The sequence below is a fragment of the Streptomyces daghestanicus genome (assembly GCF_020521275.1).
GTDB classification, from domain to species: Bacteria; Actinomycetota; Actinomycetes; order Streptomycetales; family Streptomycetaceae; genus Streptomyces; species Streptomyces griseoviridis.
Genome location: NZ_BNDX01000016.1, coordinates 959,066 through 974,729, shown reverse-complemented (window position 1 = coordinate 974,729; position 15,664 = coordinate 959,066). Strand labels below are relative to the sequence as shown.

The following is a 15,664-nucleotide window of genomic DNA, read 5'->3' as shown; positions in this document are numbered from 1 at the left end:
CGGCAAGTAAGGACGCTGTGACCGGTGGATCAGGTGATTCACGCCACGGCGGCCGAGGTGGGCGGGGGTGGACGGGGTGAGCCGCATGACCGGGACCGGCACGACCGGGACCAGCCCGGCCGGGACCTGCGGGGCCGCCCCGGCCGCCCGGGTCCGTCCCGCCGCGCCCGCGCTGACCGAGCGTCAGGAGGAGCGCCGCCGCCGCATTCTGCGGGCCAGCGCCGAACTGGCCGGGCGGGGCGGCTTCGACGCCGTGCAGATGCGGGAGGTCGCCGAGGTCTCGCAGGTCGCGCTCGGCACCCTGTACCGCTACTTCCCGTCCAAGGTGCACCTGCTGGTGGCGACGATGCAGGACCAGCTGGCGGAGCTGCACGGCACCCTGGGCCGGCGCCCGCCGGGCGGCGCCACGGCCGGGGAGCGGGTGACGCGGACGCTGATGCGGGCCTTCGGCGCGCTGCGGCGCGAGCCGTTCCTGGCCGACGCGATGGTCCGGGCGCTGATCTTCGCCGACCGGGGTGCCGCGGCGGAGGTGGACCGGGTCTCGCGGACGACCACGGCGATCATCCTGGACGCGATGGGCGTCGACGACCCGGCGCCGGGGCAGCTCGCGGCGGTGCGGGTCATCGAGCACACCTGGCACTCGGCGCTGATCACCTGGCTGTCGGGGCGGGCCGGCATCGCCCAGGTCCGGGTCGACATCGAGACCGCGTGCCGCCTCATCGACCTGCCGGCCGCGCCCGCCGGCCGCCCTGGCCGCACCCCGGCGCCCGTTCCTGACGTCGGTCATACATACGGGTAAAGTGGCCGGGTCGTATCACGCCCGTACGGGGAAAGCCGGTGCAATTCCGGCGCTGACCCGCAACCGTACAACCCCGCCGCGTACCAGGGGTGCAGCCGGACCGCCCGGACGGGACCGTGACCGGCTCACGTGCCCGGCACCGGCCGGCGCACGGGCACCGTCGAGGCATACGGGGCCGAGCCGCCCGGGGTGTCCCGTGCCGCCCGGCCCCGCACAGGGAAAGGCACCCGCCGCTCATGAACGCCCTCCGCCGCAGCGCCGTGGCGCTCGCCGCCGCAGCCGTGGTCGGCGCCGCCGCCGTGCCCGCGGTCGCCGCCGACCCGTCACCGTCCCTCCCCCAGGGCCTGTACGGCAGCACCGACCCGACGTACGACGGCGTCTGGCGCCAGTCCCTCGCGCTGCTCGCGCAGGACACGACGGGTGTCGACCCGGCCCCGGCGGCCGTGGAGTGGCTCACCGGGCAGCAGTGCGACGACGGCGCGTTCGCGCCCTACCGCGCCTCCACCGCCCGGGACTGCGACGCGAAGACCCCCGTCGACACCAACAGCACGGCCGCCGCCGTCCAGGCCCTCACCGCGCTGGGCGGCCACGACGCCGCCGTGCGGTCGGCCCTGGCCTGGCTGAGGTCCGTACAGAACGAGGACGGCGGCTGGGGCTACTCCCCCGGCGGCGCCAGCGACGCCAACTCCACCTCCGTCGTCATCGGCGCGCTGGCCGCCGCGGGGACGGACCCCGTGAAGGCCGTCAAGGGCGGCAGGACGCCCTACGACGCCCTCCTCTCCTTCGCCCTGCCCTGCGCGCGGGGCGGCGCCTTCGCCTTCCAGCCGGACCAGGACGAGAAGCTCACCGCCAACGCGGACGCCACCGCCGCCGGGGTGCTCGGCGCGCTCGGCAAGGGCCTGGTCACCGGGCCCGGCGAGGCGGCGGACGGCGCCGCCGCGTGCGCCGGCGCGGACGGCGACCCGCGGCGGGCCGCGGCCAACGGGGCCGCCTACCTCGCCGGCGCCGTCGCGGAGGACGGGTACCTGAAGTCCGCGCTCGCCGGTGCCGAGGACCAGCCGGACCACGGCAACACCGCCGACGCCGTGGTGGCGCTGGCCGCGCAGGGCGGCGCGGAGCGGGCGGCGAAGCCGCTGGCCTGGCTGGAGAAGAACGCCGCGGGCTGGGCGAAGCGGAGCGGTCCCGCCGCCTGGGCCCAGCTGATCCTGGCCGCGCACGCGGCGGGCGCCGACCCGGCCGACTTCGGCGGCACCGACCTGGTGGCGGCCCTGAACGCGACCGGGCCGGCCCCGCGGGCCACCGCCTCGGACCAGAGGAAGGACGAGGACAAGGAGAAGAAGGAGGAGAAGGAGGAGAAGGAGGACGACAGCCCCTTCGGCACCTGGTGGTACGTCGGCGTCTTCGCGGTCGTCGGCGTCGGCATCGGCTTCCTGCTCAGCAACCGGAAGCGGCAGCCGTGATCCGCCGGGTCGCCCTCCTGGCGCTGGCCGCGCTGCTGCTGGCCGCCGGCGCGGGGCAGGCGCAGGCCGCCGGGTACCGGTACTGGTCGTTCTGGGACCGGGACGGCGACCGGTGGGCGTACGCCACGCAGGGGCCGTCCACCGCGCGTCCCGGCGACGGCGACGTCCAGGGGTTCCGGTTCTCCGTGAGCGAGGACTCCGGGGACGCGGCCCGGCCGCGCGGCACCGCGGAGTTCACGGACATCTGCGGGAGGACGCCCGCGCGGGACGGCCGTAAACGGGTGGCGCTCGTGCTGGACTTCGGCACCGCCGCCGACGCCCCGTCCGGCGAGACGCCCCCGGCGCGGCGGACGGCCTGCGCCCGCGTCGCCGAGGACGCGACCACGGCGGAGGCGCTCGCGGCCGTCGCCAAGCCGCTGCGGTACGACGCGAACGCCCTGCTGTGCGCCGTATCCGGCTACCCGGAGACGGGCTGCGGTGAGCAGGTCGCGGACGGCTCCGGCGACCGGGCGCCGGCCGCCGGCGACCGCGACGACCGGGGCGGCCCCTCGGTCGGGCTCGTCGCCGGGCTGGCCGCCGTGGCGGCGCTCGGCGCGGCGGCGGTGTGGCAGGGGAGGCGGCGCCGCGGTGGCGCGTGAGGGCGCGGCCGGACAGCTCCACCCCGGTGCCTGGTGGCTGTGGGCCATCGGGCTCGGGACCGCCGCCACCCGCACCACCAACCCGCTGCTGCTCGCCCTGCTGCTGGCCGTCTCCGCCTATGTGGTGACGGCCCGCCGCACGCACGCCCCCTGGGCCCGGTCCTACGGCGCCTTCGTCAAGCTGGCCCTCGCCGTGCTGGCCGTCCGGCTGTTCTTCACGGTCGCCCTCGGCTCCCCGATCCCCGGCACGCACGTCCTGGTCACCCTCCCCGAAGTCCCGCTCCCCGACTGGGCGCGGGGCATCCGGCTGGGCGGCCGGGTCACCGCCGAGGCGCTGGTCTTCGCCCTGTACGACGGGCTGAAGCTGGCCACCCTGCTCATCTGCGTCGGCGCCGCCAACGCCCTCGCCAACCCGTCCCGGCTGCTGAAGTCGCTGCCGGGCGCCCTGTACGAGGCGGGCGTCGCCGTCGTCGTCGCGCTCACCTTCGCCCCGCACCTCGTCGCGGACGTCCGGCGGCTGCGCGCCGCCCGCCGGCTGCGCGGCCGGCCCGACCGGGGCGTACGGGGTCTGCTGCACGTCGGCCTGCCGGTGCTGGAGGGCGCCCTGGAGCGGTCGGTGGGGCTGGCCGCCGCGATGGACTCCCGGGGGTACGGCCGGACCGCCGAGGTGCCCGCCGCCGTGCGCCGGACCACCGCCGCGCTCACCCTGGGCGGACTGCTCGGGGTCTGCGCCGGGACGTACGGGCTGCTGACCGCGGCCGGCGGCACCTACGGGCTGCCGCTGCTGGGCGCCGGGCTGGCCGCCGCGCTGGGCGGGCTGCGGCTCGGCGGGCGGCGGGCGGTGCGCACCCGGTACCGGGCCGACCGCTGGGACGGACGGGCGTGGCTGGTCGCCGGGTCGGGCGCGGCGGTGGCCGGACTGGTGGCGCTGGCCGCCGTACGGGACCCGGCGGCGCTGCACCCCGGGGTGGTGCCGCTGGCCCCGCCCGTCCTGCCGCTGTGGCCGGCGGCGGCCTGCCTGCTCGGCCTGCTGCCCGCCGTCGCCGCTCCCCCGCCCCCAGACCCCGCCGAGGAACCGTCGTGATCCGCTTCGAGAACGTGTCCGTGACCTACGACGGTGCCGACGGACCCACCGTGCGCGGTGTGGACTTCGAGGTCCCCGAGGGTGAGCTGGTCCTTCTCGCCGGGCCGTCCGGCGTCGGCAAGTCCACCGTCCTCGGCGCGGTCGGCGGCCTGGTCCCGCACTTCACCGGGGGCACCCTGAGCGGCCGGGTCACGGTCGCGGGGCGGGACACCCGCACCCACAAGCCGCGCGAACTGGCCGACGTGGTCGGCACGGTCGGCCAGGACCCGCTCTCCCACTTCGTCACGGACACCGTGGAGGACGAACTCGCCTACGGCATGGAGTCCCTCGGCCTGTCCCCGGCCGTGATGCGCCGCCGGGTGGAGGAGACCCTCGACCTGCTGGGCCTCGCGCCCTTGCGCGACCGGCCGATCGCCACCCTCTCCGGCGGCCAGCGGCAGCGCGTCGCGATCGGCTCGGTGCTCACCGCCCACCCGTCGGTGCTGGTGCTGGACGAGCCGACCTCCGCGCTCGACCCGGCCGCCGCCGAGGAGGTCCTGGCGGTGCTCCAGCGCCTCGTCCACGACCTCGGCACCACCGTCCTGCTGGCCGAGCACCGCCTGGAACGGGTCGTGCAGTACGCCGACCGGATCGTGCTGCTGCCCGCGCCGGGCGCGCCGCCGGTGCTCGGCACCCCGGCCGAGGTGATGGCCGTCTCCCCGGTGTTCCCGCCGGTGGTGGAGCTGGGCCGGCTGGCGGGCTGGTCCCCGCTGCCGCTGACGGTCCGCGACGCCCGGCGCCGGGCCGCCCCCCTGCGGGAGCGGCTGGCCGGGCTCCCGGTGCCGGGGGCGCCCGCGCCTCCGGCCGCCGTGCCTGCCCCGCGCCCGGCGCCCGGCTCCCGGTGGCACCGCCGGTCCGCGCCCGCGGCGGCCCCGGCGTACGCCGCCGAGGTGCGCGGCCTCGCCGTCCGCCGGGGCCGTGTCCCCGCCCTGCGCCACGTCGACCTCACCGTCTCCCCCGGGGAGACGGTCGCCCTGATGGGCCGCAACGGCGCCGGGAAGTCCACACTGCTGGAGGCGCTGGTCGGGCTGGTCGAACCGAGCACCGGCTCCGTCCGCGCCGGCGGCGCCGTGCCGCACCGCACGCCCCCGCGCGATCTGGTGCGCCGCGTCGGCCTGGTCCCGCAGGAGCCGCGCGACCTGCTGTACGCCGACACGGTCGCCGCCGAGTGCCGGGCCGCCGACCGGGACGCGGAGGCCGCTTCGGGTACCTGCCGGGCGCTGCTGTCCGGGCTGCTGCCCGGCATCGGCGACACGGCCCACCCCCGTGACCTGTCCGAGGGCCAGCGCCTCACCCTGGCCCTCGCGGTGGTCCTCACCGCCCGCCCGCCGCTGCTCCTCCTGGACGAGCCGACCCGGGGCCTGGACTACGGCGCCAAGTCCCGCCTGGTCGGGCTGTTGCGCGCGCTGGCCGCCGAGGGCCACGCCATCGTGCTGGCCACGCACGACGTGGAACTCGCCGCCGAACTCGCCCACCGGGTCGTGCTGCTGGCCGAGGGCGAGGTGATCGCGGACGGTCCCACCACCGAGGTCGCGGTCGCCTCCCCGTCGTTCGCCCCGCAGGTCGCCAAGGTGCTGGCGCCGCAGCGGTGGCTGACGCCCGCCCAGGTACGGGAGGCCCTCGCGTGAGCGGCGCCCGGCGGGTGCGCGCCGTACGGCTCGGCCCGCGGTCGGTGGCCGCGCTGGTGCTGGTCGGCGCGGTGGGGCTGGCGGCGGTCGGCTGGCCGTTCGTGGCGCTGCCCGGCACGGCGGTCACCGCGCACGCGCAGGACGCGCCCTGGCTGTTCGCGGGCGTCCTGGTGCTGCTGCTGGCGGTGGTGACGGCGACGATCGCGGAGTCCGGGCTCGGTCCGAAGGCGGTCGCCATGCTCGGGGTGCTGGCGGCGACCGGGGCGGCGCTGCGTCCGCTGGGCGCGGGCACCGCCGGGCTGGAGCCGATGTTCTTCCTCATGGTGCTCAGCGGCCGGGTGCTGGGGCCGGGGTTCGGGTTCGTGCTGGGCTCGCTGACGATGTTCGCGTCCGCGCTGCTCACCGGCGGGGTCGGGCCGTGGCTGCCGTTCCAGATGCTGTCGATGGGCTGGTTCACCATGGGCGCCGGTCTGCTGCCGTTCCCCGACCGGCTGCGCGGCCGGGCGGAACTGCTGGTGCTGGCGGTCTACGGCTTCCTGGCCGCCTTCGCCTACGGCACCCTGATGAACGCGGCCGGCTGGCCCTTCCTGGACCGCGACGGCTCGGCCATCGCCCCCGACCCGGACGCCGGTACGGCGGGCAACCTGACCCGCTTCCTCGCCTACTGCCTGGCCACGTCCCTCGGCTGGGACACCGGCCGGGCCGTGCTGACGGTCGTCCTCACGCTGGCCCTCGGCGCCCCGGTCCTCAAGGCCCTGCGCCGCGCCACCCGCCGGGCGGCGTTCGAGGCGCCGGTGGCCTTCGGTCCCGTACCCGGACCGGACCGCCGCTGACCGCCGTCGCCCGCAGTGCCCGCACGCACCAGACGTGCGCCGTGCCTTCCGTGGGCCGGCCGGCGCCCGTCACGGTGGCGTAGTGCCCCCAGTAGCGGCCGAAGAGGGGCACGGTCCAGCGCAGGGCGTCGGCCAGGGCGCCGCGGAAACCGGGGCCGTCCGGCTCGCCCCGGCCGCGCGCGCAGGCCCGCGCGAACGCGTCCAGTGCCGGGCCCGGCCCGGGGGCCAGTCCCTCGTCCAGTGCCGCCCGCGACAGCTCGCAGGCGTCGAGCAGGCCCGCGTACAGCGACGTCCGGTCCCGTGCGTGGGCGGCGGCGTAGTACTCCGGGAAGGCCGGGTGCGCGGCGAGCGCGTGCAGCTCCGCGTAGGCGAGTGCCGTCTCGGCGGTGGGGTCGCGCGGCGGGTCGGGAACCGCCTGCCCGACGACCGCGGCGGCCAGGCCGGCCGGGAGCGTCGCGGGCAGCATGCGCTCCCAGGTGCGGACCAGGTCGAGGTGGGCGTCCGGGAGTCGCTGCACCCGTGCCAGCACGGCGAGGCGGCGCAGCCGCTCCGTGTCGGAGCAGTCGTCCAGCGCCCGCAGGGTGGCCTGCTGCCACCGCAGCCGGGTCAGCCGCGCCTGCACGGCGTCCAGTTCCCCCGTCACCAGGTCGGCCAGGGGCAGCTCCCCGTTCACCACCCGGGCGATCGTGGCGACCGGGAGGTCCAGGGCGCGCAACCGCCGGATCAGCCGCAGCCGTTCGAGGGCGTCCGCGCCGTACCGGCGGTGACCGCCCGCGCTGCGTCCGGCCTCCGGCAGCAGCCCGCTGTCGGAGTAGTAGCGGACCGTCTTCACCGGCAGTCCCGTGGCCGCCGCCAGCTCCCCGATCGCCCATGTGTCGTGCGTCACAGTCACTTGATTCTCCAGCGCGCGGGAGTTCCTAACGTACGGGCCATGAACCGGTGGCGGGCGAGACCGCCACCCGACAAGGAGGTCCTCGCATGAGCAGCAGCACCGCGAAGAAGCGAATCCGACAGGCCCTCGCCGTGTCAACGGCCGTTCTCGGGCTGGCGGTCGCCACCTCCGCGCAGGCCCAGGCCGGCACCGCCCCCGTCCCCGCCGACGCCGGTGTCCTGACCACCCACGCGATGGAGACGGACGACGGCAACCCCGGCGGACGCCTGGAGTTCCGCACCCTCGGGGACATCGTCACGGTGAGCGACCAGCAGGCGAACGACGGGCACTCGGCCATCGGGTACGTGTACGAGTACGTCAACTCCACCACGCGGGGCGACCGGCTCTACTCGCTGCGCGACGACGGCTCGGACGGCGTCCCGGCCGTCGCGCGCGCCTCGGACGGCGGCAGCCACAACCTCGTCGAGGGCAGGTCGTACTGGTTCCGGATCTGCCTGATCGGCGACGACGGCCTCTCGTTCTGCGACTGGGCGGCGTGGTCCAACCAGGAACCGGCGTAGCGGGGGGCCCGCCGGCCCGGCCGGCGGGCCCGCCGTACCGTCTCCGCCGGGCTCCTCGGCCGGATCGCGGCGAACGGCCGTGATCGCCGCGTTTCGCCCGGAGCCCGGTGGATACAGTGCGTTGATGCAGAACCTACGCGAGCAGATCGTGACCGAACTCGGAGTCAAGCCGGCCATCGTCCCCGCCGACGAGATCCGCGGCCGCGTCGACTTCCTCAAGGACTACCTGCGGTCCACCCCGGCCAAGGGGTACGTGCTCGGCATCAGCGGTGGCCAGGACAGCACCCTGGCCGGCCGGCTGTGCCAGCTCGCCGCCGAGGAGCTGCGCGCCGAGGGGCACGACGCCACCTTCGTCGCCGTACGCCTGCCCTACGGCGTCCAGGCCGACGAGGACGACGCCCGGGTCGCCCTCGACTTCATCCGGCCCGACCGGTCGGTCACGGTCAACGTCAAGCCCGGCGCGGACGCCGTCGCCCACGAGGCGGCCACCGGTCTGCGCGACCTGACCGGCGACGACCGGCTGCGGGACTTCGTGCGCGGCAACCTCAAGGCCCGCGAGCGCATGGTGATCCAGTACGCGGTCGCCGGGCAGCTCAACCTCCTCGTCGTCGGCACCGACCACGCGGCCGAGGCGGTCACCGGCTTCTTCACCAAGTACGGCGACGGCGGTGTCGACCTCACCCCGCTCACCGGCCTCACCAAGAGGCAGGGCGCGGCCCTCCTCCAGGAGCTGGGCGCCCCCGCCAGCACCTGGCAGAAGGTGCCGACGGCGGATCTGGAGGACGACCGGCCCGCCCTCCCCGACGAGGAGGCGCTCGGCCTGAAGTACGCCGAGATCGACACCTACCTGGAGGGCGGCGAGGTCACCCCCGAGGTCGCCGCGAGGGTCGAGTCGGTCTACCGCGCCACCCGCCACAAGCGCACCGTCCCGGCCTCCCCGCTGGACGACTGGTGGCGGAGCTGACCGGCGACGGTACGGGCCCGTACGGCGAGGGGCGCCCGGGAGTCTCCCGGGCGCCCCTCGTGTGCGGGTGGTTCAGCGGGCCGCGTAACCGAAGCGGCTGCCCGCGGCCGGGAGGCCGCCGGTGCCCGGCTGGTACGTGGTGACCGCGCCGACCGCGCCGCCGGCCGTCACGTTGGACAGCGGCAGGACGTGCAGGGCCCCGTAGGGGGTGGGTCCGTACGGCATGCCGACGTAGAGGGCCGTGGCGGTGAAGTGCATGCGCGAGCCGAGGTACTGCTTGGCGCCCGGGGTGCCGGGGATGCCGTCGCCGTCGCCCGCCTCCAGCCAGCGGTCGTTCGCGCCGGGGGTGCCCAGCAGCGAGAAGGTCTGGATGGCGCCCGCGCTCGCGGTGGTGCCGACCGCCTCGTCGGGGATGCCGACCGCCAGCTTCAGGGTCGCGGTGGTGCTGACCGCCTTCGGGGCGGTGTTCACGGCCGTCAGCGCCTGGCCGAAGTGGTCGCCGGCCTCGGAGGTGCCGGAGACGTCGTCGGCGGCGGTGCCCGACTCGTAGGTGTCGAGCTGGCTGTAGGTGCCGGTGGCGGTGATCCGGAACGTCTGCACCATGCCCGTCTCGGCCTTGTCGACGCCGTCGACGGCGAGGGTCTCACCCGGCGAGCCGACGGCCAGGATCGACTCCGTGGCCGAGGCGGCGGTCGAGGGACGGTGGGGCACCAGCGCCAGGGCGTAGCCGAACTGGTCACCGGCCTCCGCGCCGCCGCCGACCGCGTCCAGGTCCTGGTCGAGGCCGAACAGCGCGGTCGGACGGTTCTCGGCGTCCAGGGTGTTCGGGTCGAACACGGCCAGGTTGCCCGCGTCGGCGTCGGCCCCGATGGCCTCGCCGGGCGCCGCGATCACGAGGTGGTTGGCGTCGGCCGCGACCGCGCCGCCGAAGCCGTCACCGGCCTCCACCGCGCCCGGCACGCCGAGCCGGTCCTGGTGGACGACGACGTTGGTGGAGCCGTGGACGTAGACGGCCATGCCCGCCCCGGCCGACGTGTCGACGCCCTCGCCGGGGGCGCCGATCAGCAGGAACGGCTCGCCCGCCTTGGTGACGGAGGCGGCCAGGGAGGCGCCCATGCGGTCGCCGGTCTCGCTCGCGGAGGCCGCCAGCGAGCCGTTGCCGGCGCCCTGCTCGTAGTGGGTGTCCTTCACGGTGCCGGTGCCGAGGCCGCCGGGGGCGCCGTGCAGGAGGTCGGCCATGCCCGCGTCGGTCGCGGTGTCCAGGTCCTCGCCGGGGGTGCCGACGGCGAGGTCGGTGCAGCCGTCCTCGTCGTAGTCGACCGTGGCCAGTGCCAGGCCGAACTGGTCGCTCGCCTCGGAGCCGCCGGACACCCAGTCCAGGTCCTGGGTGATCTCGGCGGTGCCCTTGCCGCCGCCGTAGACGACCCGCACCAGGCCCGCGCCCGCGTCGCCGCCGACGGACGCCGCCGGGTCGGCCACGGCGATGTCCTCGACGCCGTCGCAGTTGAAGTCGGTCACCGGCACCTTGGCCACGGTCTCGGCGACCCAGCCGGACAGGTCGTCCGCGCGGGCGGCGACCGCGCCCTTCCTGGTCTCCGTCTCGCCCAGGCAACCACCCTGCCAGGAACGGCTGTTGACGCCGACCAGCTGGGTGGTGCCGCCCGCGGCGCGCAAAAGCGGACCGCCGGTGTCGCCCTTGCACAGGGCGCCGTCCGCGCCGGTGACGGTGAGGTCGTCGGCGCCCACCGCGTTGACGACGAAACCGGCGGTGTGCGCGGCCGTGGGCACCCACTCGGTGGCGGTGCGGCCCCAGCCGGTCGCCACCAGCTGGTCGTCGACGGCCGGGGCGGTGGTGGCGACGGCGACCGGCGTGACCGTGGTGACCGGCCGGGACAGCCGGGCCAGTACCAGGTCGCGGCCGGCGCGCGGCACGAGCTGCACCACGGGGCTGGCCTTCCCGGCGACCGTGGCGGTGGTCTTCACCGGGGGCTTGCCCGCGGCGACCGCGGGAGACGTGGCGGGGGCGGCGGCGAAACAGCTCGCCGCGGTGAGGATCCAGTCCGGCGCCACGAGGGCGCCGCTGCACGCGCGGGCGTTCTCCCCCGCGCCGAGGGACACCTTGGCGGTGAAGGCGTAGGAACCGGACGGGACGGTGGCGCCCGCGACGGCGTGGGCGGGTACGGCGACGAGCGCCGCCGCGGTGGCGGTGGCGGCCACCAGAACCGCGCCCGCGGATCTACGGACAGGCATAAGCGAAAGGGTCACGTTCTTCCGTTCTCGGTGCTGGGTTCGGCCGGATCAGCCGGTGACGCGGATCTCGACGAGCACGGAGCGGGCGCCGCCCACGGTGCCCTCACCGACGGGCTCGAAGCCGCCCGCGGCGACCTTCACGGTGGTCGTGGTCGTCGTGCCCTCCGCCGTCAGGTCGGCGCTGATCGGGTGGTCACCGGTCTCCAGGGCGAAGACCCGCGGCAACTCCAGCGTCAGGTAGCCGGTCTTGGCCGTGGCGTTGAAGCAGTACTCGCCCTTGCGGTTGGCGGCGGACTCCGCGACCGTCAGGACCCGGATCTGGTCGGCCGAGCCGTCACAGGCGGCCAGCACGATGTGCCCGTCGCCCTTCTTCAGCTCGATGCCCTCCTTCTCCAGGATGGCCGCGGCACCGGGGTACTGGAAATCCTCCACCGCGTAGGGCGGGATGTCGGCCGCCGCTGCGGCCTCCGAGGAGTCATCGGCGACGGCCATCGGAATTCCGACGGCCGTCGCGGAAAGAGCGATGAAGCCGGATATTGCGAGAACGCGAGCGCGGGAAAACACCGCACCCTCCTTTCAGGTGCGGCAATTCACTGACGAAAGCCGCCCCCCGTTGGTCACCGAATCATGCAAAGAGATCCACAACTTAGCCACAGCCTCACCCTCCGTCAATGGATCACTTCGCTCGATGACGCCAAGTCTCCCGATTTGTCCTTGGACTTCACGTAAGCGCCGATTGATCGGCGGTGCACCTATCCGGCGCTTTATTTGCGGCTATCTCCCCGGTTCGTCAGCCGTCGGGAAATCGCTGGACCCCTGCGGCTCCTCCGATCACGATGGTTATGGTGTTCGCGGATCACCCGGGCGAAGGTGATCTATTTTTCTGCCGACAAAGACAGAAAGCTGAAAACACGTGAATCGAAGATGTTCCACGAGTGGGCCCCTCTGGTCCCGGGCCCTGATTCCCGCATTGCTTTCGCTGACCATGGTCAGCGGGGTCGTGGGCGCCGCTCCCGCCGTGGCCCGGGAGGCGCGGAGCGCGAGTACGGGCGCCCAGGCCGTCTCCGCCCTCGCCGAAGCCGCCGTGACGGACCGGGGCCGGGTCCTGGACTACTGGAACGCCGGCGGCCCCGGCGTCAAGGCGGCGGCCGAGGCGGCGCTGACCGGAAGCGACGCCGATGTACAGGAGTTCCTGGCCGTCGCCGAGGAGCTGCTGCTCCAGGACGAACGGGTGAGCGCGGCCCAGATCGCGAGCGTCGGCGGTTCGGAGCTGGTGGCCGCGGCCCGTACCGCGCTGTCCGGCACCCAGGAGGACCTGGAGATCTTCCTGAGCTGGGGCTGGGAGGCCCCCGCCCAGCAGGACAACCGGGTGCGGGTGGCCCAGATCGTCGACGCGGGCGACCCGGTCGTGCGGGACGCCGGCCGCGCCGCGCTGGACGCCGGGCCGGACGCGGTCGCGAAGTTCCTCGAAGAGGGCCAGTACACCGCCCAGGAGCAGGACGACCGGGTCCGGCTCACCCAGATCATCAGCGTGGGCGGCCCCAATGTGCGGGCCGCCGGGCGGATCGCGCTCGGCGGCGGCGCCGACGAGATACGCGAGTTCCTCGAAGTCGGCCAGTTCGTGGCGCGGAACAAGGACGAGGAACACGCCACCGTCGCCGAACTGGCGGCGCGGGCGAAGGAGGCCGGGCGGCAGGCCGCCGCCGAGACCAAGGCGGCCCAGGCGGAGTCCGCGAAGGCCGTGGAGGCGTCGAAGCTGGCCAAGGAGGCCGCGCAGCGGGCCGCCGCCGAGGCCGAGGCCGCCAAGGACGACACCCAGCGGGCGGCCGGCGCCGCCAAGCGGGCCGCGACGGCGGCGGCCCAGGCGGCCACGGCCGCGCAGCGGGCCATCGACGCCGCCCGCGCGGCGAACAACTCCGCGCGGATCGCGGCGAACGCGGCGGCCCAGGCGGCCTCCGCCGCGGCCGGTGCCGCGCAGGCGGCCTCCCGGGCCCGCAACGCCGCGGCGAACGCGGCGGTGGACGCCTCGAACGCGGACGCCGCCCGGCAGGCCGCGGAGAACGCCAACGCCGCCGCCGACGGGGCCGAGAAGGCCGCCGACGCGGCCGACCAGGCGGCGGTCGCGGCGGACGCGGCGGGTGCCGCGGCGGCCTCGGCGTCGAGCGCCGGCGCCAATGCCGACCTGGCCGCGGCCTCGGCCATCGAGGCCGGCAACTACGCGGGCCAGTCCAGTGCCGCCGCCGCCCAGGCACGCGCCGCCGCCGCGGCCACCAGGCGGCACGCGGCCGAGGCCAACCGTGCCGCCGCCGCGGCCGAATCGCTGGCCCGCAAGGCGGCGAGCGCGGCCCGGGAGGCGCGGGACGCCGCCAAGTCGGCGGCCACGCACGCCCGCAACGCGGCCACCGCGGCCAAGGAGGCGGCCGAGCACGCCGGGGAGGCCGCCACGGCCGCCGCGAAGTCCACGGCCCACGCCAACGCGGCGACCGATGCCGCGAACGCCGCTACGGACGCGGTGGTCAAGGCCCAGAAGGTCTACACGCTGGCCCGCGAGGTGGAGGCCGAGGAGCTCCTCGGCCGGACCAACGCCGGTGTCGAGCTGGCCCGCGACCAGAAGGCCGCGGCCGAGGCCCGGGAGGCCGGGCAGGAGGAACTGACCCGGGCGGACGAGGACCGGGACGCCGAGCGGGACGCGCTGGTCGCGGCGCTCGCCGAGCCGGGCGCCGACCGCGCCGCGCTCGCCGCGCGGGGCCGCGACCTGGCCGTGCGGGAGATGTCGCAGGGCACCGCGTGGGGCCGCGCGGCGGCCGAGGCGGCCCTGGCCGGCGACGACGACGTGGTCCTCGACTACCTCGTCAACGGCTGGGCCGAAGCCGAACGGCAGGACCAGCGCTCCTACGTGGAGCGCCTCGCCGAGGAGAGCGCCGACCCGGCCATGCGGGCGGCGGCGGAGACCGCCCTCGACGGGGACGCGGCCACCGTCGCCGCGTTCGTGGCCGACGGGCAGTACGCGGTCGCCGCGGAGCCGATGCGGGTCGAGATCGCGAAGATCATCGACACTGCGGGTCCGGTGCTCGCGGAGGCCGGCCGGGCCGCCCTCGCCACGAACGATCCCAAGAAGTACAGCGCGTTCATCACCAGGACGCAGAACGAGGCACGGACCGAGGACGAGCGGGTGCGGGCCGCCCAGCTGGTCGACTCCGGCACCCCGGAGGTCCGGTCGGCGGCGCGGATCGCCCTGGAGGGCGCGCCGGAGACCCTGCACAGCTTCATCGTGGCCGGCCAGTACACGGCGCAGCGCAAGGACGAGCTGACCGCCACGCACGTCGCCCAGGTGCAGAAGCTGATCGCGGACGCGGCGAAGATCGCGGCGACCGCCCAGGCGAACGCGGCGACCGCGCAGAAGACGGCGGCCCTCGCCCGCAAGGCCGCCGCCGAGGCGCAGCAGTGGGCGGACAAGGCGGCGGCCTCGGCGGCCGAGGCGCAGACCCAGGCGGACAAGGCGGCCGGGTACGCCAGGAGCGCCGAGGCGTCCGCCGCGGCGGCGGCCGAGTCCGCGGCGACCGCGCGGTCCGCCGCGAACCGGGCGAACATCGCCGCCGAGGACGCGGCCCGCTCGGCGTCGGACGCCACGCTCTCCTCGGAGCTGGCGCAGGCGTCGGCGTCCACCGCGTGGTACTACGCCGACCAGGCCCGGCAGTCGGAACTGGCGGCGGGCGCGTCGGCCGCGGCGGCGCTCAAGGCGGCCACCGAGGCGTTCGAGACGACGGTGCGCAAGTACCGCGAGGAGGCCGAGGCCAAGCGGAAGGCCGCCGTCGCGGAGAAGGAGCGCAACGAGGCGGGGCGGCGGGCCGCCGAGATCTACCGCTGCCAGCAGGCGTTCGTCCCCTGCGACCCGCAGGACTACATCCGCTGGTGCCAGCACAACCCGATCGACTGCCAGATCCTGGAGAACGGCAAGGAGATCGGCGCCGGCGTCGAGCGGATCGCCAAGATCACCGCCGAGCTGACCGGCCTCACCGAGCTGGAAGCCTGCATGCGCGACCGGGACCTCGAACACTGCGGCAGCCTCGCCGTGGACGCCCTGGTCGGCGCCAAGCTCAAGGCCCTGGAGAAGACGTACGACGGCCTGAAGCTGCTGCGCAAGGGCTGCCGGATCCTGAGCAAGGCGTCACTGACGACGATGTCGGCGTCGGCGGACGACGCCTGTGGGGTGCACAGCGTCCCGGGACTGCCGCGCAATCCGTCGTCCATCCCCGGAAGCTCGGGGTGCGAGGTGTGCGCCAAGCAGATCCGGGACAGCCTGGGCGGCGGCGACATCGTCACCATCACCCCCATGGGTGGCTTCAACTCCCTGCCCCAGTACCGGGGTCAGGACACGTTCTGGGGCTCGCACACCGTGGTCGTGCTGAACGGCCGGGTCTATGACGCGTGGACCGGCAAGGGGGGTGAGACGATCGCGGAGTACAAGGATCGCTGGCAGTACAACGACGTCATCGACTTCGGCTTCTGAAGGACAC

12 protein-coding genes and 1 riboswitch are annotated in these 15,664 nt (G+C 75.6%); of the genes, 9 read left to right on the top strand and 3 right to left on the bottom strand.

The window, feature by feature from the left end; translation table 11 throughout:
* Positions 1 to 85 precede the first annotated feature (85 nt).
* The 6 genes from Sdagh_RS31045 to Sdagh_RS31020 all read left to right on the top strand — a co-directional run bounded on the left by Sdagh_RS31045 (position 86) and on the right by Sdagh_RS31020 (position 6,481).
* Positions 86 to 799: a TetR family transcriptional regulator gene (locus Sdagh_RS31045; RefSeq protein WP_189413173.1), complete on the top strand. Its 714-nt coding sequence runs from the start codon at positions 86 to 88 to the stop codon at positions 797 to 799.
* Positions 785 to 894, top strand: a riboswitch (cobalamin riboswitch). (Overlaps the previous gene by 15 nt.)
* Before the next feature lie 141 nt (positions 895 to 1,035).
* Positions 1,036 to 2,259, top strand: a complete 1,224-nt coding sequence (locus Sdagh_RS31040; protein WP_190077643.1) for an SCO2321 family membrane protein — start codon at positions 1,036 to 1,038, stop codon at positions 2,257 to 2,259.
* Positions 2,256 to 2,897, top strand: a complete 642-nt coding sequence (locus Sdagh_RS31035; RefSeq protein ID WP_226535990.1) for an SCO2322 family protein — start codon at positions 2,256 to 2,258, stop codon at positions 2,895 to 2,897. Before Sdagh_RS31040 ends, Sdagh_RS31035 begins: the two co-directional genes overlap by 4 nt.
* On the top strand, positions 2,887 to 3,981 hold the full coding sequence (locus Sdagh_RS31030) for a CbiQ family ECF transporter T component (RefSeq protein WP_226535988.1): 1,095 nt from the start codon (positions 2,887 to 2,889) through the stop codon (positions 3,979 to 3,981). Before Sdagh_RS31035 ends, Sdagh_RS31030 begins: the two co-directional genes overlap by 11 nt.
* Positions 3,978 to 5,648 carry an ABC transporter ATP-binding protein gene (locus Sdagh_RS31025; protein WP_190008024.1) on the top strand — a complete coding sequence of 557 codons (1,671 nt, stop codon included), beginning with the start codon at positions 3,978 to 3,980 and terminating at the stop codon, positions 5,646 to 5,648. Before Sdagh_RS31030 ends, Sdagh_RS31025 begins: the two co-directional genes overlap by 4 nt.
* On the top strand, positions 5,645 to 6,481 hold the full coding sequence (locus Sdagh_RS31020; RefSeq protein ID WP_190077641.1) for an ECF transporter S component: 837 nt from the start codon (positions 5,645 to 5,647) through the stop codon (positions 6,479 to 6,481). Before Sdagh_RS31025 ends, Sdagh_RS31020 begins: the two co-directional genes overlap by 4 nt.
* On the opposite strand, the gene Sdagh_RS31015 is transcribed toward Sdagh_RS31020, so the two are convergent.
* The gene (locus tag Sdagh_RS31015; RefSeq protein ID WP_190077640.1) at positions 6,396 to 7,373 is read right to left on the bottom strand and encodes a MerR family transcriptional regulator; all 978 of its coding nucleotides are present in this window, start codon (positions 7,371 to 7,373) and stop codon (positions 6,396 to 6,398) included. The genes Sdagh_RS31020 and Sdagh_RS31015 overlap by 86 nt on opposite strands.
* Positions 7,374 to 7,459: 86 nt before the next feature.
* Between Sdagh_RS31015 and Sdagh_RS31010 the strand changes: the two genes are divergently transcribed.
* Both Sdagh_RS31010 and nadE read left to right on the top strand, forming a co-directional pair.
* Positions 7,460 to 7,933, top strand: a complete 474-nt coding sequence (locus tag Sdagh_RS31010; protein WP_189413160.1) for a hypothetical protein — start codon at positions 7,460 to 7,462, stop codon at positions 7,931 to 7,933.
* Positions 7,934 to 8,057: 124 nt separating this feature from the next.
* Positions 8,058 to 8,897, top strand: coding sequence for an NAD(+) synthase (gene nadE / locus Sdagh_RS31005; RefSeq protein WP_189413158.1), 840 nt, complete (start codon positions 8,058 to 8,060; stop codon positions 8,895 to 8,897).
* 72 nt (positions 8,898 to 8,969) lie between these two features.
* Here the strand turns inward: nadE and Sdagh_RS31000 are convergent, their stop codons facing one another.
* Together Sdagh_RS31000 and Sdagh_RS30995 are read right to left on the bottom strand one after the other, a co-directional pair.
* On the bottom strand, positions 8,970 to 11,147 hold the full coding sequence (locus Sdagh_RS31000; protein ID WP_190077639.1) for a trypsin-like serine protease: 2,178 nt from the start codon (positions 11,145 to 11,147) through the stop codon (positions 8,970 to 8,972).
* Positions 11,148 to 11,195: 48 nt separating this feature from the next.
* Positions 11,196 to 11,639, bottom strand: a complete 444-nt coding sequence (locus tag Sdagh_RS30995) for a hypothetical protein (protein ID WP_226535985.1) — start codon at positions 11,637 to 11,639, stop codon at positions 11,196 to 11,198.
* A gap of 478 nt (positions 11,640 to 12,117) precedes the next feature.
* Between Sdagh_RS30995 and Sdagh_RS30990 the strand changes: the two genes are divergently transcribed.
* Positions 12,118 to 15,657 (top strand): ALF repeat-containing protein, encoded by a 3,540-nt coding sequence (locus Sdagh_RS30990; protein ID WP_190077638.1) that lies wholly within the window; start codon positions 12,118 to 12,120, stop codon positions 15,655 to 15,657.
* Positions 15,658 to 15,664 lie beyond the last annotated feature (7 nt).